Origin of the sequence: Bacillus sp. JJ1533 (assembly GCF_036965045.1) — a bacterium.
Classification (GTDB): Bacteria; Bacillota; Bacilli; order Bacillales; family Bacillaceae_L; genus Ferdinandcohnia.
The window spans coordinates 1-20,950 of record NZ_JBALOV010000039.1 but is presented as its reverse complement, the minus strand read 5'-3'; the positions used below and the strand labels follow the sequence as shown (position 1 = coordinate 20,950).

General features: G+C 38.0%; 23 protein-coding genes. 14 read left to right on the top strand and 9 right to left on the bottom strand.

Annotated elements, in window-relative coordinates:
* Positions 1-6 precede the first annotated feature (6 nt).
* The gene (locus V7138_RS20750; RefSeq protein WP_335401114.1) at positions 7-210 is read left to right on the top strand and encodes a CLC_0170 family protein; all 204 of its coding nucleotides are present in this window, start codon (positions 7-9) and stop codon (positions 208-210) included.
* A gap of 115 nt (positions 211-325) precedes the next feature.
* Here V7138_RS20750 and V7138_RS20745 read toward each other — a convergent pair whose 3' ends face one another.
* Together V7138_RS20745 and V7138_RS20740 are read right to left on the bottom strand one after the other, a co-directional pair.
* On the bottom strand, positions 326-475 hold the full coding sequence (locus tag V7138_RS20745) for a hypothetical protein (protein WP_165439141.1): 150 nt from the start codon (positions 473-475) through the stop codon (positions 326-328).
* 142 nt (positions 476-617) lie between these two features.
* Positions 618-962, bottom strand: coding sequence for a gamma-type small acid-soluble spore protein (locus tag V7138_RS20740; protein WP_335401112.1), 345 nt, complete (start codon positions 960-962; stop codon positions 618-620).
* 268 nt (positions 963-1,230) lie between these two features.
* Here V7138_RS20740 and V7138_RS20735 point away from each other — a divergent pair, with 268 nt between their 5' ends.
* Together V7138_RS20735 and V7138_RS20730 are read left to right on the top strand one after the other, a co-directional pair.
* Complete coding sequence (locus V7138_RS20735; RefSeq protein ID WP_335401110.1) at positions 1,231-1,944, top strand: ASCH domain-containing protein; 714 nt, start codon at positions 1,231-1,233, stop codon at positions 1,942-1,944.
* Positions 1,945-2,136: 192 nt separating this feature from the next.
* Entirely contained in the window at positions 2,137-3,309 is a 1,173-nt protein-coding gene (locus V7138_RS20730) for a D-alanyl-D-alanine carboxypeptidase family protein (RefSeq protein ID WP_335401108.1), read from the top strand.
* On the opposite strand, the gene V7138_RS20725 is transcribed toward V7138_RS20730, so the two are convergent.
* From V7138_RS20725 to V7138_RS20710, 4 genes are all read right to left on the bottom strand, one after another.
* Complete coding sequence (locus V7138_RS20725; protein WP_335401106.1) at positions 3,306-3,722, bottom strand: GtrA family protein; 417 nt, start codon at positions 3,720-3,722, stop codon at positions 3,306-3,308. The genes V7138_RS20730 and V7138_RS20725 overlap by 4 nt on opposite strands.
* Positions 3,691-4,722 carry a glycosyltransferase family 2 protein gene (locus tag V7138_RS20720; RefSeq protein WP_335401105.1) on the bottom strand — a complete coding sequence of 344 codons (1,032 nt, stop codon included), beginning with the start codon at positions 4,720-4,722 and terminating at the stop codon, positions 3,691-3,693. The genes V7138_RS20725 and V7138_RS20720 overlap by 32 nt, the downstream gene beginning before the upstream one ends.
* Positions 4,723-4,743: 21 nt before the next feature.
* Positions 4,744-6,453 (bottom strand): DUF6044 family protein, encoded by a 1,710-nt coding sequence (locus V7138_RS20715; RefSeq protein WP_335401103.1) that lies wholly within the window; start codon positions 6,451-6,453, stop codon positions 4,744-4,746.
* 103 nt (positions 6,454-6,556) lie between these two features.
* A complete protein-coding gene (locus V7138_RS20710; RefSeq protein WP_335401101.1) occupies positions 6,557-7,936 on the bottom strand; it encodes a S8 family peptidase in 1,380 nt (459 codons plus the stop codon).
* A 188-nt stretch (positions 7,937-8,124) separates the two neighbouring features.
* Here V7138_RS20710 and V7138_RS20705 point away from each other — a divergent pair, with 188 nt between their 5' ends.
* The 5 genes from V7138_RS20705 to V7138_RS20685 all read left to right on the top strand — a co-directional run bounded on the left by V7138_RS20705 (position 8,125) and on the right by V7138_RS20685 (position 13,693).
* Positions 8,125-9,609 (top strand): spore germination protein, encoded by a 1,485-nt coding sequence (locus V7138_RS20705; protein WP_335401369.1) that lies wholly within the window; start codon positions 8,125-8,127, stop codon positions 9,607-9,609.
* A 21-nt stretch (positions 9,610-9,630) separates the two neighbouring features.
* Positions 9,631-10,719 (top strand): spore germination protein, encoded by a 1,089-nt coding sequence (locus V7138_RS20700; RefSeq protein WP_335401099.1) that lies wholly within the window; start codon positions 9,631-9,633, stop codon positions 10,717-10,719.
* Positions 10,716-11,798 carry a Ger(x)C family spore germination protein gene (locus tag V7138_RS20695; RefSeq protein ID WP_335401097.1) on the top strand — a complete coding sequence of 361 codons (1,083 nt, stop codon included), beginning with the start codon at positions 10,716-10,718 and terminating at the stop codon, positions 11,796-11,798. The genes V7138_RS20700 and V7138_RS20695 overlap by 4 nt, the downstream gene beginning before the upstream one ends.
* An 87-nt stretch (positions 11,799-11,885) precedes the next feature.
* Positions 11,886-12,641, top strand: a complete 756-nt coding sequence (locus V7138_RS20690) for a (S)-benzoin forming benzil reductase (RefSeq protein WP_335401095.1) — start codon at positions 11,886-11,888, stop codon at positions 12,639-12,641.
* Positions 12,642-12,742: 101 nt separating this feature from the next.
* Positions 12,743-13,693, top strand: a complete 951-nt coding sequence (locus V7138_RS20685; protein ID WP_335401093.1) for a Gfo/Idh/MocA family protein — start codon at positions 12,743-12,745, stop codon at positions 13,691-13,693.
* Positions 13,694-13,736: 43 nt separating this feature from the next.
* Here the strand turns inward: V7138_RS20685 and V7138_RS20680 are convergent, their stop codons facing one another.
* Positions 13,737-14,708, bottom strand: coding sequence for an ABC transporter substrate-binding protein (locus tag V7138_RS20680; RefSeq protein ID WP_335401091.1), 972 nt, complete (start codon positions 14,706-14,708; stop codon positions 13,737-13,739).
* A 285-nt stretch (positions 14,709-14,993) separates the two neighbouring features.
* Here V7138_RS20680 and V7138_RS20675 point away from each other — a divergent pair, with 285 nt between their 5' ends.
* Genes V7138_RS20675 through V7138_RS20655 form a run of 5 tightly spaced genes read left to right on the top strand, consistent with a single transcriptional unit; the run spans position 14,994 to position 18,954 of the window.
* Positions 14,994-15,998 carry a FecCD family ABC transporter permease gene (locus V7138_RS20675; RefSeq protein ID WP_335401090.1) on the top strand — a complete coding sequence of 335 codons (1,005 nt, stop codon included), beginning with the start codon at positions 14,994-14,996 and terminating at the stop codon, positions 15,996-15,998.
* Positions 15,995-17,053, top strand: a complete 1,059-nt coding sequence (locus V7138_RS20670) for a FecCD family ABC transporter permease (protein ID WP_335401088.1) — start codon at positions 15,995-15,997, stop codon at positions 17,051-17,053. Before V7138_RS20675 ends, V7138_RS20670 begins: the two co-directional genes overlap by 4 nt.
* 56 nt (positions 17,054-17,109) lie before the next feature.
* Positions 17,110-17,919 carry an ABC transporter ATP-binding protein gene (locus V7138_RS20665; RefSeq protein WP_335401086.1) on the top strand — a complete coding sequence of 270 codons (810 nt, stop codon included), beginning with the start codon at positions 17,110-17,112 and terminating at the stop codon, positions 17,917-17,919.
* Between the two features lie 2 nt (positions 17,920-17,921).
* Positions 17,922-18,728, top strand: coding sequence for an IucA/IucC family C-terminal-domain containing protein (locus V7138_RS20660; protein ID WP_335401084.1), 807 nt, complete (start codon positions 17,922-17,924; stop codon positions 18,726-18,728).
* Positions 18,700-18,954: a YusU family protein gene (locus V7138_RS20655; protein ID WP_335401083.1), complete on the top strand. Its 255-nt coding sequence runs from the start codon at positions 18,700-18,702 to the stop codon at positions 18,952-18,954. The genes V7138_RS20660 and V7138_RS20655 overlap by 29 nt, the downstream gene beginning before the upstream one ends.
* Positions 18,955-18,987: 33 nt before the next feature.
* Here V7138_RS20655 and V7138_RS20650 read toward each other — a convergent pair whose 3' ends face one another.
* Both V7138_RS20650 and V7138_RS20645 read right to left on the bottom strand, forming a co-directional pair.
* A complete protein-coding gene (locus V7138_RS20650) occupies positions 18,988-19,347 on the bottom strand; it encodes a spore coat protein (protein WP_335401081.1) in 360 nt (119 codons plus the stop codon).
* A 13-nt stretch (positions 19,348-19,360) separates the two neighbouring features.
* A complete protein-coding gene (locus V7138_RS20645) occupies positions 19,361-19,678 on the bottom strand; it encodes a hypothetical protein (RefSeq protein ID WP_335401079.1) in 318 nt (105 codons plus the stop codon).
* A 201-nt stretch (positions 19,679-19,879) separates the two neighbouring features.
* Here V7138_RS20645 and V7138_RS20640 point away from each other — a divergent pair, with 201 nt between their 5' ends.
* Entirely contained in the window at positions 19,880-20,797 is a 918-nt protein-coding gene (locus tag V7138_RS20640) for a proline dehydrogenase (protein WP_335401077.1), read from the top strand.
* Positions 20,798-20,950 lie beyond the last annotated feature (153 nt).

The following is a 20,950-nucleotide window of genomic DNA, read 5'->3' as shown; positions in this document are numbered from 1 at the left end:
GACAAAATGATCTTTATTGGATATTTAAATTACGCTGTTATCCTTAGCATAACGACTGGGATTTTGATTCTCATATTTGATGTAAAAAGTTATAAAAAAGCAAAAATGAAGAAGGAACAAAGGGTTAGCAAGGTCCTTGGATGGGTTAATATTGCGGCCGGGTTCATTATTTTTATAGTGAATTGGGTGTACCAAAAGATGTTTTGGTAGAACTGTCGACGGGAGATGTATGAAGCAAGCATAAGTAATTATACTAAAATCGATGAACCAGAATAAAATCGATAGAACCAAGAAAAGGTCAAGGCATGACCTTGACCAAATACTCTTATTTCTTTTTCTTCTTTTGAACATTTTGTTTTTCTGCTTCCACTTCTGTATAAGAAGCAAATTCAACTAATTCTTCACTGATTCTATTTCCTTTTTTTACATTATTATTTCTTTGTGCATTTGCATTTCCACGCTTTGTTCTACCCAATTTGTTCAGCTCCATTCTTAACTTTACTTTGTAGTATGAGTAGTTTAAAACGATTTATTAATGCCTATGGTAGGAAAATTAGGCCATTTAATGTTCTTCAAAATACCCCCACATAGTGTGGGGGTACATCTGTGAAGGGAAACTAGCGATTTTTGTTAGCTTGTGATTGTTGGTTCTGTTTTCGAACCTCAGCAACATCTGTCTCGCTAGCAAATTCTGTACTGAAAGAGGAACCTGTTGAAGTGAATTGTTGTTGCCCAACAGATTGTTGGAGCTGTTGTGCGGTCTGCTCTATCTGATTTAACTGCTGAGCAGCATTCAATTCACGTCCTGCAAATCCAGGGGCAGCCTGTTGTGCTTGTGGTGAGCTTTGTTGGAACTGCTGAGCATTCATTTGCTCAGTTTGCGCCAATTGCTTGGCAGTTTGTTTAATCTGATTAAGAGCGGCTTGAGCCTGTGCTGGAATTTGCTGATTGTTGTTTTGCATTCGGAACCCTCCCAGACGAATTTTTAGATAGTCAAAAGGCTTTCACCTTTTAACAATCCTTTCTTAATTTGTGTTAAAGGGCTCATTCTCATGTCTTGTAAAAAATACAATTTATGTGATTTTTTTGACGGATTGAACATAGGGGATATGGGGATAATTAATGTGTTTGTATGACTCAAACTCAATAAGTCGTTAAAACTTATGAGTTTAAGTTGTTCATTCCAAACTTTCCATTATATAATTTAAGAAGTGGGAAGAGGTGATTGGAATGAAACGAATCGATTTTTGGGGTCGAGATAATTATGATGAAAGACTTTTAGAAGAGGTACTGCGAGGTCTGAAGACGGTCACCTGTACTCCAAAGGTTTGGTATGATCAATTGCCAAACGAGGAAAAAAGTGAAATTGGCGATACAATTCAGGTTTTTACAAAGCTAAATGAACATAAAGCAAACCTTCAAATTACTGATTTTTATGAAATTCGATTTGGCGAAATTCAAGGTGAGCTAGGAGAACGAATTGCACAAGGAGAAAACGCCACTTTAGATGAATTTATCCGTGATCATATTTTTAGCTGGGAGAAGCCATTAAAAAATGACGGATATGAGCTTAATGAAGATACAATAATTGTAGTGGAGCATTTCAAGGTTACAGACATTTTTACAGATGTTAGGATTGATATCCACCTAGTTCCAATGACACAAGAGGAAAGATACAAGGTTACAAATTGGACCTATTTTGAATTGTATAGGAATTCCACAGATTACTATTATTCTGTCTATCGTGAGAAAGAATTTGTTGCGTTTGTTCGGTTTCGTCAATCCGAAAATAATACCTATATTTATTACAAGGTGAACCCTGACTTTGAAGGTCAAGTAGAGGAAAAAGAACTCATGAAGAAAGCAGAATTATACGCACGCGATATACTCTTTGCAACCAATCTAATCCACGAATGGAGTTCTATATACACTTACCATAAATAAAGTAAATGTAGACGTTTGGCAATAAAACACGCCAACGTCTTTTCTCATTTCTGTCATAAAATCGATTTGACATACGAATACCTCTAATTGTAAAATCGTGGGACGAGGGGACAGGTACCTTGTCCCAAGTGAACGTGAAAAAACACTGTAAAGAAAGGGATTCGTCCCTAAAGTTCCAAAGGGAGAAGTGAAATGAAGCAACTTAATTTTGTATTGATTCTAGTATTTCTGATGACTTCACTTTCGCCAATTCAAGCTTTTGCGGAAAATATTCAGTCCAACGTACCTGCGATTAAGAGTGATGCAGTCATTTTATTAGATGCGAATACTGGTTCAATCCTATATGAAAAAAATAGTCATACACAAATGTACCCGGCAAGTTTAACAAAAATGGCAACAGCCATATATGCAATTGAAAATGGGAATTTAGATGATGTTGTAACGGTAAGTGCAAATGCCTACGAAACGGATGGTACTCGCGTTTATCTAGAGGAAGGCGAGCAGGTGACATTAAGACATCTTATCCAAGGGTTATTAATTAATTCTGGAAACGATGCAGGAGTTGCTATTGCAGAGCATCTTAACGGGAGTATTGAATCCTTTGCAGATTCCCTTAATAAATATTTAATAGAAAAAATTGGAGTAAAACAGACTCATTTTACAAACCCTCATGGTCTCTTTGATGAGAATCACTACACAACCGCATACGACCTTGCTTTAATGACAAAATATGCCTTGAAGAATCCCGTTTTCCGTGAAATTTTTGGAACGAAGGAATTAGCATGGGATGGAGAATCATGGGATACCACCCTTTTTAGCCACCATTTATTGCTTAGAGGTGAAATTCCCTATGAAGGGATCACAGGCGGGAAAACAGGCTTTGTTCAAGAAGCGCGATACACCCTTTCAACATCAGCGGAACAAGGAGATTTGGCTTTGATTGCCATTGTGTTAAAGGCAGATCGCAATGAATACGCATATGAGGATACGGTCGCGCTCTTAGATTATGGCTTTGAAAATTTCGAGGTAGCAGAGGTAGCGGCAAACCAAAAGTTTTCTGGTGAGCAGGACGAAAGCTATCATTTGAACAAACCACTCCCATACACGCAAAAGAAAAATGAGGATGTACAAATAGCAATGAATGATCAGGGAGTCCTTCAGGTACTTGGGGAAGACGGCCGTCAACTTGCTGTAAAGCAGCTTAAAATGGATATTCCTAAAGAAGCTAAGGGTACTCGTGCCGAAGTTAATCCAGTTGACCTAGCTAAAAAAAATCAGTTACCAGCAATCCTAATGGTCATCTTTTTAAGTGTAGGTATTGTATTCCTTCAAAAAACAATAAGGACAATGAAAAAAAGCACTTAGTTTAAGTGCTTTTTTGGTTGGAATACGATATATTTCTGTCCGAGATAGTTCATAATCGTATAAAGACCTGTCCCCAGTAAAACGGCAGCCTCATTTGGATAATGGGCCAATATGAGACTTGCCACGATTTTGCTTATAGAAAATGAAAGAAAATAGCAGCCTAAAATCACAGCAACGAATAAGGGGAAACTTCGGCCAATGGCTGTATGACTGGCAAAAGTAAATCGTCTATTTAGCTGATAACTTACAACCGCACCAATCGAATTTCCAAGAAAGGTCGATATCCAATAGGAAAGACCAATTACATGTAGCAACATAAAAATACTTGAAAGCCCAACAAGTGTATTTAATACCCCAACGAGCAAGAAGCGAATAAATGTATTAGTTGGTTTCAGAAAGTGGGTTGTAATCAATCAAGAGTTCACCCTCTTCTGGAGCAAAAGACTCTTGTTCTGGAACCGCCAAATTATATGTGTCAATATCAACAACAAATTTGGGACGTCGTTTCGTCTCCTTATAGATCTTCCCGATATATTCTCCAATGAAACCTAATGCAATCAATTGCAGTCCACCAATTAACCATATCGACATAATCATTGAGGTCCAGCCTGTCGTCGTTTGTCCACTAAATTTTAAATAAAAAAAGTATCCTCCGAATACAAGGCTGATAAAAAAGGAGAGAAACCCGACTAAGGAAATAAAGCGAATCGGTGCAACACTAAATGATGTAATCCCATCAAGCGCAAATGAGAGCATTTTCCGCAATGGGTATTTCGTTTCTCCTGCCATCCGTTCCTTCCGATCATAAAAAACAGAAGTGGATTGAAAGCCAACAAGAGGAACAACTCCGCGTAAGAAGAGATTGCTCTCATCAAATTGTTCAAGTGCTTCCACTGCTCGTCTACTCATTAACCGGTAATCAGCATGGTTATAAACAAGGTTTACACCCATGAATTGCATTAATTTATAAAAGCCTTGAGCGGTATGTTTTTTAAAAAAGGTATCGGTCTTGCGTTCTTTTCTCACTCCATATACGACTTCATAGCCTTCAGAGAATCGATTCAGAAACTCGCGAATCACAGCAATATCATCCTGCAGATCAGCATCAATCGAAACGAGACAATCGGACCCGCGTTTTGCAGCAAATAGACCTGCCAGTAAAGCATTTTGGTGTCCGACATTTCGCGCAAGTTTTAGCCCTTTAATCGTATGGTCCTCTAATCCTTTTTTATAAATAATCGTCCAGGTTTGATCCTTGCTGCCATCATCGACAAACAAAAGTCTGCTTTTTTCTGAAACGAGCCTATCTGTAATAAGCTCATCTAATAGGGTTCGAAGCTGCTTCATCGTTTCCGGAAGGACTTCTTCTTCATTGTAGCAAGGGACGACAATAGTAAGTATTGGTGCATTCATGATGAATCCCCCTAATAGTTTTTATTCAGTAACTGACACCCGATATAAATAAATCCTCCATGCAGATTCAGGTGAATCGAACGTTTTCTCGAGTTCAAGGCTATTTTTTGCGGCATTTTTAATAGGCAATGACGAAAAAATATACCTTCCTCCCATATCGTAAAATGCCTGCATATTCAGGTCCATTTTCTTAATTTCTTTTTTTGACGTCTTTTTGAACATATAATGCTTACCGAGCTCATCTAAAAAAATGTAACAGCGGCCACCCCATTCATCAAAGTATTCCCGTAATTTTGGATCCTTGTCTAATTCCTTTTCAATAATTTCTCGAAACTGATGTTTATAGGAAAGAGGATAAAAATTATTGTATGTGTCAAGGGTGTAAAATCCATTAAATTGAGCGATGGCTGGATGGAGACCGATGCTTGCAACACGGTATCCTTCTTGTGGTAACCCAATATATGTTTTGATATCTTCAAATTGTTTTTCAGCAAAAAACTGTTGAAAGGACGGCTTCTTTTTATAGACAATTTCCTCATTAAAAGCCCCCACAAAAAATAATTGTGCAGCGATAAAGGCCAAACAAGCCCACTTCCAACCATTTCGATACTCCCAGAGGATTTTTAATGAAATCGCAAATAAAACATAGATCACCATGGGTCTAAGAAAATGGTATCGTGCAAAATTAAAGGTGTTTAGAAAATGAAAACGTTCCGTTAATGGAACCCAGCCTTCATAAAACCAAAATGCATACCAAATCGATAACGCTGCATTAAAGATATGTAGAAAAAGGAATACCTTTTCTTGTTTCCACTGCTTCTTTATCAGTACAATATTTAAAGCAATGAAGGTTACGGGCAAAATGATTAAGCCATGGACACTCATTACATGGGTATGACCAAGGACATAATTTTTCAGGGAAAGTCGTAAAGCACGAAGAAATGATAATCGAGCATGAAAATATTCATCACGACTGTTCGGTTCGTCCATAAACAGAAAGGAGTATACAAGTCTGTATTCGACTGCCATAAATATCAACGTAAAATAGATGAGTCCCCATAAAAAACGAAGGTTCCAGCCTTTGCCACGTATACCATCGACAATCCATAAGATTCCCATTGCGCTTATAAAAAAGAAAAAGCCAAGCACGATACTCGCATAGAGCGGGAGTAAGGTGAGGGTCAGCCAGTTCACCCATGATTTCTCACCTGCTCGGATATTAAGCAGTGCCCAAAGTGCTAATGGCATTCCAAGTGTACTTAGCATTCCAGATGGCCAAAAGGGTGTAAGAGCAAAAGCTAATGAGACCCCAACCCGAATCCAGGACCATTCTTTATTTGGCAGAAAATGTTTTTTTAATAACAAGAACATCCCGAGAAATGCAAAGATCCTAGTAATAAGCTGGCTAAGACCATATGCTACCATCGGGGGAAAAAAGACATGCAACCAAACAATTCCGCTTAATTCTGTACCAAATGCACCTCTTTGGAGATTGCCATTAATAATTTGGGGGATCGTCGCATCGACTGGTCCAAGCATTTGATTGCTTTGAGCAAGAACACGATACCATGCCAGGTTCGAATCTAAATTGTCATGAACTCTTAAATGAGCATTCTCTCCAAGAATAAAATACGGAGATACAAAAATGATGATGAGTAAAAATGCAGCGATGATAAGACGATACTCACTTCGTTTTAGAGTTCCAGTATGAGACAATTGTCTTTCCTCCATTTACCGAAAACCTCATTTTTGTCAATTTATCTTTTATCCTATCCATTATCAAATGGAATATGAATGTGAAAAAGTAAAAAAGTGGGGGTTACCCACTTTTTGCTTATTGCGTTTTCAAATTTGCACCTTGCTTTGCCTGTTGTAAAGCTTGGACGATATCAATAAGTCCTTCTCCAAAGTAAATATCCTTCCCAGCTTTACCAAGGTCCAAGCTCGTTGCTTTGATCATGTCCATAATTTCTTTATTCGAAAGGTTTGGGTTTATTGAACGCATTAAAGCAGCAAGAGCAGCAACATGTGGTGCAGCCATTGAGGTACCTGAAAGGGCAGCATATTGCTCATCAATATAGGTACTTGGTATCGTTACACCTGGTGCAGCCACATCAATATAATCGCCATAATTCGAAAAATCCGCTTTGTCTCCGTTTAAATCAACGGCTGCAACACTTAATACTTGAGGATAAGCTGAAGGATAGCTGGGCTGGCTTGAATTATCATTACCTGATGCCGCAACCATTACAACGTCATGTCGATATGCATAATCCACCGCTTGTTTTAACAACTTTGACCCCTGGTAGTTACCGAGGCTAAGGTTAATGACATCTGCCCCATGATCAGTTGCCCAAATGATGCCACGGGCAATATCAAAGGTAGAACCATATCCATCAGAGCCCATCACTTTAACCGGCATGATCGGATTAAACCATGTGATTCCTGCTGTTCCTTCGTGATTATTTGTTTGAGAGGCAATAATTCCGGCAACATGTGTACCATGTCCATTATCATCATCCGGAACATTATTATCTTTAAGGACGTTATACCCTCCCGCGATTCGATTTACAAGGTCAGGATGATCCAAATCTACACCAGTATCAACAATCGCAATTTTTACCTGATCTGAGCCTTGTGTAATTCCCCAGCCATTTTCCGAATCAATCATTCGTAAATTCCATTGAAAGTCATTGTATAAGAGGTCATTTGGGTGCTGTTGGTTCTGCATTAAAATATAATTTGGTTCAGCGAACTCAACATTCTTCATTTTGTCGAAATACGAAATCATTTCAGGCGTTTTCAAGTTCTTTGATTCAAAAATATAAGATGAATCAAGTTTACGTAATAGCTTACCTTGAATATCTTTTTCAATTTGTTTAATTTCATCTTGGGTAAGATGGTTTTTAAAATCAACAATGACTTGGTGATGATGATAATGACTCTTGTCCTTGCCATTATGGTCAATAACATCAATTTCTTCATGTTTGTCTAATTGTTTTTGAACATTATTATATAGCTGAATCGAGTCCACATTCATAATTTGAGGAGATGTATCTATTGTTTCATTTTCTGCATGCAAAGGACTGTTCGGGGAAGAAAATGATTTAGGCCCCATCTTATCCTTATCATTAAAGTAAGAAAAAGAAACAAATAACGTAAGTCCAATTGTGATAACCAATGCCACAATCGCAATTCTTTTTTTATTCCACATCTATATCACCTCAACACACTTTTCTTTTAGTATCTTGCCCTTTATCTTCTTTCATGCTTTGTTTTCATTCCAATAATTTCAACATAACTAGAAATTCCATGCATAAATTCCATACATTTCAAGGAATAACTAACAGAAGGATAGATGTGGAAAAAAAAGAACTTGTTATAGCAAAAAGGGAGATAGCGATGGCAAATTGGTTTAAAAAAGATCATAAAAAACCTCCATTAACCGAGGAAATTTATCAAACCTTTCGAAAATCACAAGACTTTATTTGCCAATTTAATAGCCAAGCGAATCGTCCATATTGGATTTGTTATCAGCGCAATATTATTGATACACAAACTCTCAACGAACAGATTCTTCCTTATTTACTTTATATGAAAATCTATTCGATTCGGGATCTTAAAGCCATTATTCCAAATAAGGAAATTGTGATTTCAAAAAAAACTGAGGAAATAGAAAATAAGATTTTACAAGGCAGTATCATGATTCAATTTCATAAAAATGATAGCTACTGTGCGCTTATCGATGCTGTGAAATTTGAAAAAAGATCGGTCAACACTCCAGAGGTAGAATTTAGTGTAAATGGTCCAAAAGAGGCATTTGTAGAGTCCCTGGATACAAATTTAAACCTGATTCGAAAACGATTGCCTGTACCAGAATTACGTGTGAAAGAACTTACTGTTGGGAAGTTATCAAAGACGAAAGTAGCAATCCTCTATATAGAGGATATTGTTGAAAAGGAAAATGTACAAACCGTTTTACAGAGAATCAGTGATGTTGAGATCGATTCAATAAGTGACAGTTCCTTTATTTCGCAAATGATTGCTGATAATACGTACTCCCCGTTTCCGCAAATGCTTGAAACGGAACGTCCAGACCGAGTCGCATCTGTATTAGTAGAGGGAAAAGTAGTGATCCTATCCGAGGGGTCGCCTCAAGCCGTGATTTCACCGACTACCCTTGTTGAGTTTTTTTCATCGTTTGAAGACTATTTTATGAATTGGTATATTGCATCGTTTGTACGTATGCTTCGACTTTTTTCAGTTGTCTTTTCCATCTTAATAACACCTGTATATGTGGCCGTTCTTACCTACCATCATGAGTTAATTCCTCGTGATTTGCTGGCAACCTTAGTTATATCAAGACGGGAGGTTCCGTTACCACCGATTTTAGAGGCATTGTTTTTAGAAATAGTCATTGAGCTACTCCGTGAGGCTGGAGCAAGGCTGCCTGCCAAGGTTGGTCAGACAATCGGTATCGTGGGCGGTATCGTGATTGGAACGGCATCTGTTGAAGCAGGACTTACGAGTAATGTTTTACTCATTATGATTGCACTTGCTGCACTCGCATCATTTACAACACCTGTTTATACAATGGGTAACACAATCCGTATCATTCGATTTCCTTTTCTTCTTTTTGCGCAGCTATGGGGTTTATTAGGAATTGTTATATGTTTCTGTTTTTTATTGACACATTTAATTCGTTTAACATCGTTAGGAAGACCATTTTTAGAACCAATTTACCCAATACGGGTGAGAGATCTAAAAGATGCATTTGTTCGATTACCTTATTCAAAACTGTCAAAGCGTCCAACCTACGTTCGTCCGGAAGACACGAAACGATTTAATCAAAAAAAAGCAGAGGCGAAAAAAGATATTGATGAGTAGTCAAACTAAGGAGTTGCAGTGATGGATAGAATTAAAGAACCATTTTTAATTTCTCCATTTTTGGTGTTTTTTCTAATCCATTCCATGCAAGTAGGGGTGGGAATACTTGGATTCCAGCGAATTATAACAAAAATGGCTGGGTATGATAGTTGGATTTCCGTCATTTTATCAGGGGTGGCTGTACACATTATAGTGTGGATGATCTATAAAATTTTAAATCCTTCAAAGGGGGATATTGTTGATGTTCATAAAGAAATTTTCGGAAAATGGATAGGAGGTTTATTTAGCCTACTATTTATTGTCTACTTAATTGTTTTAGCGGTGACTGTTTTACGTACCTATGTTGAGGTTGTTCAGGTATGGATGTTTCCTGAATTTAATGGCTGGATCTTTGGTTTTTTCACAATGGCTCTCACTTATTATATCGTCTCTGGTGGTTTTAGAACCGTAACGGGTATTAGTTTTTTTAGTATAGTTCTGCCAGGGTATATCATTTTATTGATTTTTTTCCCTTTAGATTATGGACATGTGCGAAATTTAGTACCAATCATGAATCATTCATTATCCGAAATAGCACAAGCTACAAAGCAAATGACCTTGAGTATTTTAGGATTTGAGACGCTATTGCTCTTTTATCCATTTGTGAAAAATCCAGAGAAATCTCAGAAATGGGCCCATCTTGGAGTCTTAGCCACTACGTGTTTATATCTAATCGCTTCAATTACGGCAATCATGTATTTTAGCAAAAACCAACTTGATAAAATAATTTGGGCCACACTAACAATGTTTAAAAGCATCAACATGCCCTTTGTGGAACGCTTCGAATATATTGGAATAGCATCATGGTTTCTTGTGATTCTTCCTAATATTTGTATTGCCATCTGGGGGGCAAGCAGGGGAATGAAAAAAGTATTTTCAGTCCAACAACGAAAAGCTGTACTTTTGATAATGCCGGTGATTTTAGTTGTGAGCAGTTTTTTTAAAACACGACATGATATAGACATGCTTAGTAATTACCTATCAAATTTTGGTTTCTATTATAACTTTGCTTACATTCCATTCCTTTTCATCATTACACTAGTCATTCGAAAACTGAGGGAGAAAAAATGAAAAAGATGCTTATGGGAATTGCAATATGTGCCATTATAATTGTAACAATTGTTTATGGCAGGATATCTGTGGAAATTATTGATGAAATTAATATGGTGGCAGCTGTTGGATTTGATCGAGCTGAAGGGCAAAAAGTGAATGGAACAGCCGTTATCCCTGTTTTTAAGGCGGATAAAAGTATTGATAATGCTAGCTTCACTGGCGAATCATTTCTAGCTAAAGAAATTATTACGGTTTTACAAAAAAAATCAGCTGATCCATTAGTTACAGGTGCTGTACGTGTTGTATTGTACGAGGATGAGCTTGCAAAGAATGGAATACTTCGGTATATTGACGCCCTTCAACGAGATGCGAGTATTGGGTCAAAAATTAATTTAGCCATTATAGAAGGAAAGACAAAGGATGTTCTAGAAAAAAATTTAGGTAACAGGGGTACAGGGGAATACCTATCGATTTTGTTACAACATAATATTGAAAAACGAGATTTGCCAAGGTCTGATCTTCATACGTTTATGTATAGACATTACATGGAAGGGATGGACCCCTACCTCCCCATGTTAAAATTGCTATCTGATAAGATGGAGATTACTGGACTTGGATTATTTCAGCATGGGAAATTAGTATCGAAAATTGATGAACCAGATTTGTTCTTCTTTAAAGCATTGGTGCAAAATTATGGAGAAGGTGCTTATACAATTCGATTAAGAGAGACCGATGAGTATGCATCTATTAGGCGGATCAAATCAAAAAGAAAAATAAAGATTGAAGATATACACGGGGATCCAAAGGTAAACATTACGATTAAGTTTCAAGGTATCTTAAGCGAATTTAGTGGTCAAAAAACAACCCCTAAAGTGATCAAGGAGATCATTGAGGAACTTGGGAGCACCATTAAAGAGAAGTCTGAAGCAATGTTGAAAGATTTTCAAGAGAAAAATATTGATCCAGTTGGGATTGGATATATAGCCAGACATTCAACTCGTGGTTTAGATTATGAAAAATGGAAGCGTGATTATCCTAATATGCAAATAGATGTTCACGTAGAGGTAGAATTAACCGAAACGGGTATTATTGAATAAGAAAAGGTTATATGCTTGCCTTTATTTATTAGGGGTATGTTATACTTTTTGTAAGTAGCAAGATAAAAGTTAATAGGAGTGTCTTCTTTGAAATATTTTATAATTACTGGTACATCTAGGGGATTAGGAGAATCCATCGTAAAACAAATTTTGGACAAGAACCACACTTTGTTTTGCATTTCAAGAAAGCAAAATAATGAATTAAAGGAAATAGCATTTGAAAAAGGCATCAATCTTTATTATTTTTCTTGTGATCTCCAAAAGTCAGAAGAAATTGAAAAAGTAATGGAACGAATTTTTTCATCCATTGACTTTTCAAATGCAGAAGGAATTTACTTAGTAAACAATGCCGGAATAATTGATCCAATTAAACCAATTGGAAAAGCAAGTCCAAGAGAACTAACGGAAAATATTCATGTTAATCTGTTAGCGCCAATGCTCTTAAGTTCATATTTCATTCGGAATACGTCTTCGTTTGCGACGAAAAAGGTGATTGTGAATATCTCATCAGGTGCTGCTAACCGTGCGAGATATGGATGGACTGCATACTCTTCTACAAAAGCAGGAATCGATATGTTTACAAAATCAGTTGGTTTTGAACAGGAAACAGCTGAGCACCCAGTAACGATGATTTCATTTTCACCTGGTGTCATGGATACGGATATGCAAGAGGTGATTCGAAAGACAAAAAAAGAGGACTTCACAGAGGTTGAGCAATTTATTGAATTCAATGAGAAGGGGATGCTAAGATCGCCTGAATTTGTTGCAGGTGTAATCCTAGACCTCGTCTTCAATCAGGAATTAATCAATGGCCATGTTTATGATATAAAATCGTTTTTATAAAGTGAAAGCCCTTTTTAATTCCAAAAGGGGCTTTTTTTGCGGTCATCATAGACGGGTTGGAGGGGGCGGAATTATAATGGGGAGTGGAGAGGAGAGATGAAATGGAAAATGTAAGGGTAGGTGTAATTGGTCTTGGAGCTATAGGAGAAAGACTCATCCAAGGCTTTAATTCGAATAAAAACACAATCGTTCAAGCGGTCGTTGATACGGATAAAGAGCGGGTTACAAGAATGGTAGATAAACTTGGTGGAATCAATGGGTACAACAACCACAAGGATATGCTGGCAAAAGAGGAACTGGACCTAGTCTATGTAGCCGTCCCACCAAAATATCATCATGCCGTAACAATGGATGTCATTAAAAAAGGAATTCATGTGTTATGTGAAAAGCCACTCGCGAATTCAGTTGGAGAGGCTAAGGAAATGCTGGAACAAGCTGAAAAAGCGAAAATCATCCATGCAATGAATTTCCCACTTAACTATAGGAGCCCTGCCAATACCTTTGAACGCATGATTAAGGAAGGATACATAGGAAAACTTCGTAAACTGGAACTTTCCATGAATTTTCCTAACTGGCCACGTCTTTGGCAGCAGAATGAGTGGGTGGCAGGTCGTGAACAAGGTGGGTTTGTGTTAGAGGTTGGAGTTCATTTTATTCAATTAACACAACGTATCTTTGGTTCCATTACGCATAAAACTAGCAAGTTGGAGTTCCCAGAGGACACTTCCAAATGTGAAACGGGAGTTATTGCCACGTTAGAATTTGAAGATGGAACTCCATTTTTAATCAACGGGATAAGCCAGGTTTCCGGAATGGAGCGAATTGCGTACACAGCTTATGGGACAGAGGGGACCCTTTCACTAGTGGACTGGGGTAAACTCGAAGGTGGGAAACTTGGTGAAGAGATTCAGCCAATTGAAACTGGAAATGAAGAAACCTCAACACTAATCGACCATCTTGTTACAGCCATACTTGGCAAAGACAGCCATCTCTATACATTTAAAGACGGATATAAGGCACAGGTTATTTTAGAAAAACTTCGAAATAAATAAAGAAACAAAAGGCTCCCACAAATTAATGGCGGGAGCCTCATTATTATTTTGCTAAGTATTTTTCAATGTCATCAAGCATGAGGTTTGCTGCTAAAACGCCGCCTGCTGTGTTCCAGATAGGGTCACTTACCTTATGGGCATTGCCTTCCTTCACCGCATTTAACCCTTTCCATAACGGATTGTTTATCCATTCTTCCTCCACTTTTGTTGCCTCGCCGTTACCTGTTTCATATGTGAAATAGAAAATAACGTCTCCATCCATTAATGGAATTTTTTCCTGATCAACTTCGCGTGCAAATTGATCATCTGGGTCTTGCGCAAATAATTCAACCTGCTGTTCAGGACGTTTCAACCCTAATTGATCAAAAATCACTCCAGAGAAGGAATCCGTATAGTAAATCCGAGTTCGACCTTCCATAAAACGGACAACAGACACTGCAGTATCTGTGTTAATATTCTCTTTGACTTGATTCAAATGTTCTTCAAAATCAGCAAGAACCTTTTGACCTTCTTTTTCTTTATTAATCGCCTTTGAATAGAGCGTAAAGTTCTTTTGCCAATCACCACGTAAATCCTCTGCAAATACAGTAGGTGCAATTGCTTTTAATTGCTCATAAATGTTTTCTTGGCGCATTTTGTTGCCGATTATTAGATCTGGCTCAAGAGCAGCAATTGCTTCGATGTTGACATTACTCTCTTCGCCGACCACTTCTACACCTTCCATTTGTTCCTCAATATGAGCATACCAAGGGTCGCCAATCCATGACCGCACCGCACCAACAGGTGTAACTCCCATTGCTAGTAATGCCTCTGTACCTTCGTTTGTTAAAACAACAATTCTCTTGGGGTCTTTATTAATCGGCGTTGTACCCATCGCATGTTCAACTGTGTAAGTATTTGCACTTTCAACTGACTTATTCTTGTCTGTATTATCCGCTGCACCACACGCTGCTAATAAAAGTGAAAATAAAGCCAACGTTAAAATTCCTAGATAAGCTTTCTTTGTTAATGCCATTATGTATCCTCCTGTTAACTGATAATGATTTTCATTTACTTATGATAATAAGGTGATTCGGATATTTAGTCAATATAAAATTGAGAATGATTTTCATTTCGTTGACAACAATTCTCATTTCCAATAGACTAAAAGAGAAATTAGTTACGGATATTCATTGTCTTTTTATTATGTATAAGAAGGCGTGAGAGTAGTGAAGTCTAACTAAGAACACCTAATATTAACATAAACATGTTCATCCAAAGTCATACATTTCTTTCTTATAATTAAGGGGTCTTTAATATAATGGTTTTGAAATCAAATCAAGCTAAGTTTGCAGGACTTGTTATTGGAATTATAGTATTACTTCTTTCGATATGTGCAAGTATTGTTTATGGATATACTGATACATCTTGGAAAATGGCTTACGAAACATTCACAGCTTATAATGGCTCAAACGAACATATTATTATTGAAACAATTAGACTGCCGCGTGCACTCATTGCTGCAGCCGTTGGAGCAAGTTTGGGAATAGCTGGAGCTCTAATGCAAGCTTTAACAAAGAATCCATTAGCATCACCGGGTATTTTTGGTGTCAATGCGGGAGCGGGCTTTTTTATTGTGGCTGCTGTTTCCATATTTTCTATCAATTCTTTACAAGCTTTTACGTGGGTTGCTTTTTTAGGTGCGGCTGTTGCGGCATTTGTCGTTTATTTTATCGGATCACTTGGGCGAGAAGGCCTCACCCCAATGAAATTAACCTTAGCAGGTGCAGCAATGGCTGCCATGTTTTCTTCCTTTACACAAGGACTGCTGGTTATTGATGAAATGGCGCTAGACCAAGTACTATTCTGGCTAGCAGGCTCAATTCAAGGGAGAAAGCTTGAGATGCTCACAAGTGTCCTTCCGTATTTGGGAGTTGCATGGGTTGCGTCCATTCTCTTAGCGAATAAAATCAATATCCTGACAATGGGTGAGGATGTTGCAAAAGGACTTGGGCAACGCACTGGTACCGTTAAGCTTATAACAGCGATTACGATCATCCTGCTAGCCGGGGGAGCCGTTGCGGTTGCAGGGCCAATTGGATTTATTGGGATCGTCATTCCACACCTTGCTCGGGCTCTAGTGGGCGTTGACCATCGCTGGATTCTACCATTTTGTGCGATTCTTGGTGGGGTATTATTATTATTAGCAGATATCTCAGCCCGGTATATTGTCATGCCAGAAGAAGTACCAGTAGGGGTTATGACGGCCCTTATTGGAACACCTTTCTTTATTTATGTGGCGAGAAAGGGGTTTCATAAGGCGTGAATAAATATAAATCCTTCCGTATTGGAAAAAAGGGGAATGTCTCCTTTTTAATTGATAAAAAAGCACTTATTACTTTTTTTATTTTAGTATTTATTGCACTTGTCTTGTTTTTAGTAAGCACAGGACTTGGAGAAATGAAGATTGACCCGGTAACAGTTGTAAAAACGTTATTTGGATATGGTACACGCATGGAGCAATTGGTAGTTACATCCTTTCGTTTACCACGAATCATCATTGCCTTTTTGGTAGGAATGGCACTTGCTGCTGCAGGTAGTATCCTACAAGGAATTATTCGAAATCCACTTGCCTCACCAGATATTATAGGAATTACAGGTGGTGCATCTGTCGCGGTTGTTGCCTTTTTAGCTTTTTTTTCAAATTCAAGTAATGCATTAACAGTGAGTATTAAATGGATGCCGGTTGCTGCATTTATTGGTGCAACTGCAGTTGCCTTTTTAGTGTATGTACTGGCTTGGAAAAATGGAGTATCACCTATTCGTCTTGTATTAATAGGAATTGGTGTATCTGCCCTTACACAAGCTTTGACAACAACATTTATGATAATGGGACCCATTTATCAAGCCAGTCAGGCGAATATTTGGATTACTGGGACTGTAAATGGGTCAACATGGGCAAATGTACAAATTCTCAGCCCTGTTGTGATCATTTTATTCATCATCTGTTTTATGCTCGCACGCAACTTAAACATTCAGGAGCTTGGAGAAGAGCTTGCAACTGGGGTTGGAAGTGCCGTTCAAAAACAAAGGTTTTTATTATTACTAGCAAGTACAGCATTAACAGGCAGTGCAGTAGCTTTTGCCGGTGGGATTGGTTTTGTTGGCTTGATGGCACCGCATATGGCACGGAGATTAGTTGGTTCAGCCTTTGGTGCATTACTACCAACTGCAGCCCTTCTAGGGGGAATTCTTGTGATGCTTGCTGATTTAATTGGTAGAACTGTCTTTTCGCCAATTGAGGTTCCAGCTGGCGTATTTACAGCTGCAATAGGAGCACCTTATTTTATCTATTTGCTCTATAAGAGCAGAAATAGTTAGGTCCATGTTTTATCGCTTCGGCTTCAACATTTATGATTTGTAAGGGGGCGTACTTAATGAATGCTTTGGAAACAGAAAGCTTAACGTTATCATATGGAGAATCCATTATCATTGAAGACTTACATCTTGAAATCCCAAAGGGTGAAATCACTGTGTTTATCGGTGGAAATGGATGTGGAAAATCAACCTTGCTACGTTCTTTAGCAAGACTACTAAAGCCAAAACAAGGAGCTATCCTCCTAGAAGGGGAGACCATCTCAAAGCTTCCAACAAAAGAAGTAGCAAGAAAGCTTGCGATTCTTCCACAAGGACCAACAGCTCCAGAAGGCTTAACCGTCCTCCAGTTAGTGAAGCAGGGACGTTACCCTTACCAAAATTGGCTCAAACAATGGACAGAAGAAGATGAAAAAATGGTCAAACATGCACTAGAGGCAACTAATATGACCGATTTTGCTGAAAGGACCGTTGATTCCCTCTCAGGTGGGCAAAGACAACGTGCCTGGATTGCAATGACACTTGCTCAGCAAACCGATATTATTTTACTTGATGAACCAACCACTTATCTTGATATGACACATCAAATCGAGATACTTGATCTATTATTTGAACTGAATGAGACTGAAAAAAGAACTATTATTATGGTTTTACACGATTTAAATTTAGCTTGCCGCTATGCCCACCATATTGTAGCGATAAAAGATAGGCAAATCTATGGACAGGGCAAACCAGAATTTGTGGTGAATGGAAGCCTTGTAAAAGATGTGTTTGGAATGAATTGTGAAATTACCGTTGATCCGCTGTTTGGAACACCTCTATGCATCCCATACGGTAAGGGAAGACGTATTCTAGATAAGGTAGGAGTATAACAATGTCAAACCTCCTTACGGAAATGGAAATTGAACAATTAAAGGAATTTCGTTTTAGTGACAGACAATTTGAATCGAGCCTATCAACTCCAGTGAATGAGCTTTTTGAGGAAGAAAAAATAAACCAGTATTTAGGAAATGTCGGAACAAGGATTTCAGCACCAGATAAACGAGTGGCGGCATCGATGTTTATGAAACGTTATGGATTTTTTGCCGCTCTTAATTTGTATGCGATGACGATTCTTAACAAACGATTAAATGTGTCATTGTCTAACATCTCCTTAGAAACAAGTGATGAGGAGAAAATTTGGTACTGGAATCCGAAGTTCTATTTTTCTGACCTTCAAACTGTGTCAGCACCTATCGAATCTCGAGATAAATGGCGAGATGAAACCATACAGGCCATTTTTCATGATCATATCCATGAAGTCTTACTGACTCTTACAAAACATTCGGGCCTATCGAAAAAGGTTCTTTGGGAAAATGTTTCAATTTATGTATATTGGCTCTATGAATCTGTGTTGGCAAAACCCAATTTTGATGAAAAACGAAATATCATCCATGAAGACTTTGAATATCTTGTGAAGAAAGCGGAAGGTAAATTATTCGGTCCAGTTGCTTTCAACCCACTAACCCGTTATTTAGGTGTAAAGGTTTATCGCCCAGAATACGATCAAACCATTCGAACAAGGAAAACTTGCTGCCTTTACTACAAGACAACGAGTACCGAAGACCGCTGCAAAACATGTCCGCTAAATTGTAAAATAGGAGATAAGAAGGATGAGTCAAAAAATCGAAGAACAAGTTGATGGATTATTGGAAAAGTACACAGAGCTTTTACTTGGTGAAAGTTCACCTGAATTAAAAGAAAAAGTTAAGCTTTGGTCACTCTATATGCATATATCAAAATCAATGCCGCCACTTGCAAAACATTGGAACGAGACGTACCCAGATGCAAAAGAAGGCATCAAGGAAATCATCGCAGAAATAAAAAAATTGAATGAAGAGCATCGTTCAAAGACAAGTAAGAGATGAGGCCACCCTAAAAAAGTGTCCCATCTCTTTTTTCTACTGAACCGTATTATGGTTTGGAAATTGTGTAGTTGAATAGTTATAAAACTGCTGTAGCTTTTGTTGTACCTTTTGTGTTTCAGCTTCCTCTAGCTTATACCAGCCATTTTTAAACATAAGATTGTATAGCTCTCTTTGACAATCCTGTGTTTCATTAAAAATGGAACGGATATCCTCATATAATCCATCATGACTCATCTCATTTAAAGCAGTGCTATAGGCATCCGTCATATATTTTTCAGTTGCTAGCATGTCATTGATAAAATCCCGATCATTCATTTGTGGTGTTTTTGGAACGCTCGTTTTCGGGTTTTTAACTTGGTTTTGATTTTGATTTTGATTCATTTGCTGGTTCATTATGTAGCCCCCTTTATTGCATTTGCTGGCTTTGAATTTGACCTTGACTTGGTTGCTGTGGCTGTTGCCCTGTATGCTTTTGCATATGATCTAAAATCTGACGATAGTGACGTTCATGCATTTGGCATGCTTTTTCTAGCGCTTGAGAAATTTCAGACATCTGGCATTGACCCGCAAAGAAGTGAGCCTTTTTTAGCGCTAAAAGGTTCCAAGACATCATGTCAGTTAAATACAACAGATCCTTCGTTGTTATAACCGCTGGTGTTTCGGACATTTGTGGTCCCTTTGGTGTATACAAAGGTTGCTGCTGTTGTGATTGTTGTTGTTCCATATGAAAACCTCCTTAACCTATTTTCGATATTAGGATGCCAATTAAACGTTTTTTGTATGCAACGCATACAATACATAATGTAAGCGTTTCATATATTTTTTTGAGGTATATATTCAAAGCAAAATAAACGTGATAAACTATATGTGAAATTGAGAGATTGATAGAATGGCAACTAGAGAACGTTTCGAGGGGGAACTTGGAATGGAACAAGTCTTACAAAATTTCTTTTTATTTTTATCAAAGAATAAAGCGCTTACGAAACTTGCGAGAAAATATGGTTTACGCTTTGGTGCAGCTAGATTTGTTGCTGGAGAAACAATTGATTTGGCCGTAAAAAAGATTAAAGAGTTAAATGCAAAGGGTCTTGCGGTCACCATTGATTATCTTGGTGAATTTGTTGACAGTATAGAGGAAGCGAATCTAATGGCTGATGGCTCAATTGAGGCGATTAAAGCAATTGGTCGAGAAAAATTAAATGCACAGCTATCTTTAAAGATGACCTCAATGGGATTGGATATTTCAGATGAAGTTGTAATGAATAATATGCGCAGAATCCTAGATACCGCTAAAGAAAATAAGGTCTTCGTCACCATCGACATGGAGGATTACAGTCGATGCGAGAAGACCATTGAAATTTTTAAAACGCTTCGAAAAGACTATGACAATGTAGGAACGGTTATTCAAGCTTACCTATATCGAACAGTTAGAGATATTGAGGACTTAAATGAGTATCATCCAAATCTTCGCTTAGTGAAGGGAGCTTATAAGGAGTCTCCTGAAGTGGCATTCCCGGAGAAAAAGGATGTGGATGAGAATTTTAAGAAAATCATCAAAATGCATTTATTAAATGGAAACTACACGGCGGTTGCTTCGCATGACGAGGCTATCATTCAATATACGAAGGAATTAGTGAAGGAGCATAAGATCAGCCACGACCAGTTTGAGTTCCAAATGTTATACGGAATTCGACCCGAACGCCATGAGGAGCTTGTTAAAGAAGGCTATACCATGCGCGTGTATGTACCGTATGGAACGGACTGGTATGGTTATTTCATGAGACGTCTTGCAGAACGTCCAGCAAACGTAGCTTTTGTTTTGAAGGGTGTATTTGGGAAGTAAGCAAGCTTTAAATTTGAAGCAGTGCAAGGAAAACAGAATGTTTTCTCGCGCTGCTTTTTTGAACTAACTTATACTAAACGATGAAGACCGTAGTGTGTTTGGTTTGGAACAAAGATGTCTTCATCGAGGTTATGAAGACCAAAATGCAGTTTG

What these genes read in the sequence shown, in the direction of transcription:
- V7138_RS20680 (WP_335401091.1), bottom strand. Translation starts at nt 14,708, where the DNA reads ATGGCATTAACAAAGAAAGCTTATCTAGGAATTTTAACGTTGGCTTTA.
- V7138_RS20655 (WP_335401083.1), top strand. Translation starts at nt 18,700, where the DNA reads ATGAGTCAAAAAATCGAAGAACAAGTTGATGGATTATTGGAAAAGTAC.
- V7138_RS20715 (WP_335401103.1), bottom strand. Translation starts at nt 6,453, where the DNA reads ATGGAGGAAAGACAATTGTCTCATACTGGAACTCTAAAACGAAGTGAG.
- V7138_RS20700 (WP_335401099.1), top strand. Translation starts at nt 9,631, where the DNA reads ATGGATAGAATTAAAGAACCATTTTTAATTTCTCCATTTTTGGTGTTT.
- V7138_RS20720 (WP_335401105.1), bottom strand. Translation starts at nt 4,722, where the DNA reads ATGAATGCACCAATACTTACTATTGTCGTCCCTTGCTACAATGAAGAA.
- V7138_RS20660 (WP_335401084.1), top strand. Translation starts at nt 17,922, where the DNA reads ATGTCAAACCTCCTTACGGAAATGGAAATTGAACAATTAAAGGAATTT.
- V7138_RS20650 (WP_335401081.1), bottom strand. Translation starts at nt 19,347, where the DNA reads ATGAACCAGCAAATGAATCAAAATCAAAATCAAAACCAAGTTAAAAAC.
- V7138_RS20640 (WP_335401077.1), top strand. Translation starts at nt 19,880, where the DNA reads ATGGAACAAGTCTTACAAAATTTCTTTTTATTTTTATCAAAGAATAAA.
- V7138_RS20705 (WP_335401369.1), top strand. Translation starts at nt 8,125, where the DNA reads ATGGCAAATTGGTTTAAAAAAGATCATAAAAAACCTCCATTAACCGAG.
- V7138_RS20750 (WP_335401114.1), top strand. Translation starts at nt 7, where the DNA reads ATGATCTTTATTGGATATTTAAATTACGCTGTTATCCTTAGCATAACG.
- V7138_RS20735 (WP_335401110.1), top strand. Translation starts at nt 1,231, where the DNA reads ATGAAACGAATCGATTTTTGGGGTCGAGATAATTATGATGAAAGACTT.
- V7138_RS20695 (WP_335401097.1), top strand. Translation starts at nt 10,716, where the DNA reads ATGAAAAAGATGCTTATGGGAATTGCAATATGTGCCATTATAATTGTA.
- V7138_RS20675 (WP_335401090.1), top strand. Translation starts at nt 14,994, where the DNA reads ATGGTTTTGAAATCAAATCAAGCTAAGTTTGCAGGACTTGTTATTGGA.
- V7138_RS20730 (WP_335401108.1), top strand. Translation starts at nt 2,137, where the DNA reads ATGAAGCAACTTAATTTTGTATTGATTCTAGTATTTCTGATGACTTCA.
- V7138_RS20685 (WP_335401093.1), top strand. Translation starts at nt 12,743, where the DNA reads ATGGAAAATGTAAGGGTAGGTGTAATTGGTCTTGGAGCTATAGGAGAA.
- V7138_RS20645 (WP_335401079.1), bottom strand. Translation starts at nt 19,678, where the DNA reads ATGGAACAACAACAATCACAACAGCAGCAACCTTTGTATACACCAAAG.
- V7138_RS20740 (WP_335401112.1), bottom strand. Translation starts at nt 962, where the DNA reads ATGCAAAACAACAATCAGCAAATTCCAGCACAGGCTCAAGCCGCTCTT.
- V7138_RS20665 (WP_335401086.1), top strand. Translation starts at nt 17,110, where the DNA reads ATGAATGCTTTGGAAACAGAAAGCTTAACGTTATCATATGGAGAATCC.
- V7138_RS20710 (WP_335401101.1), bottom strand. Translation starts at nt 7,936, where the DNA reads ATGTGGAATAAAAAAAGAATTGCGATTGTGGCATTGGTTATCACAATT.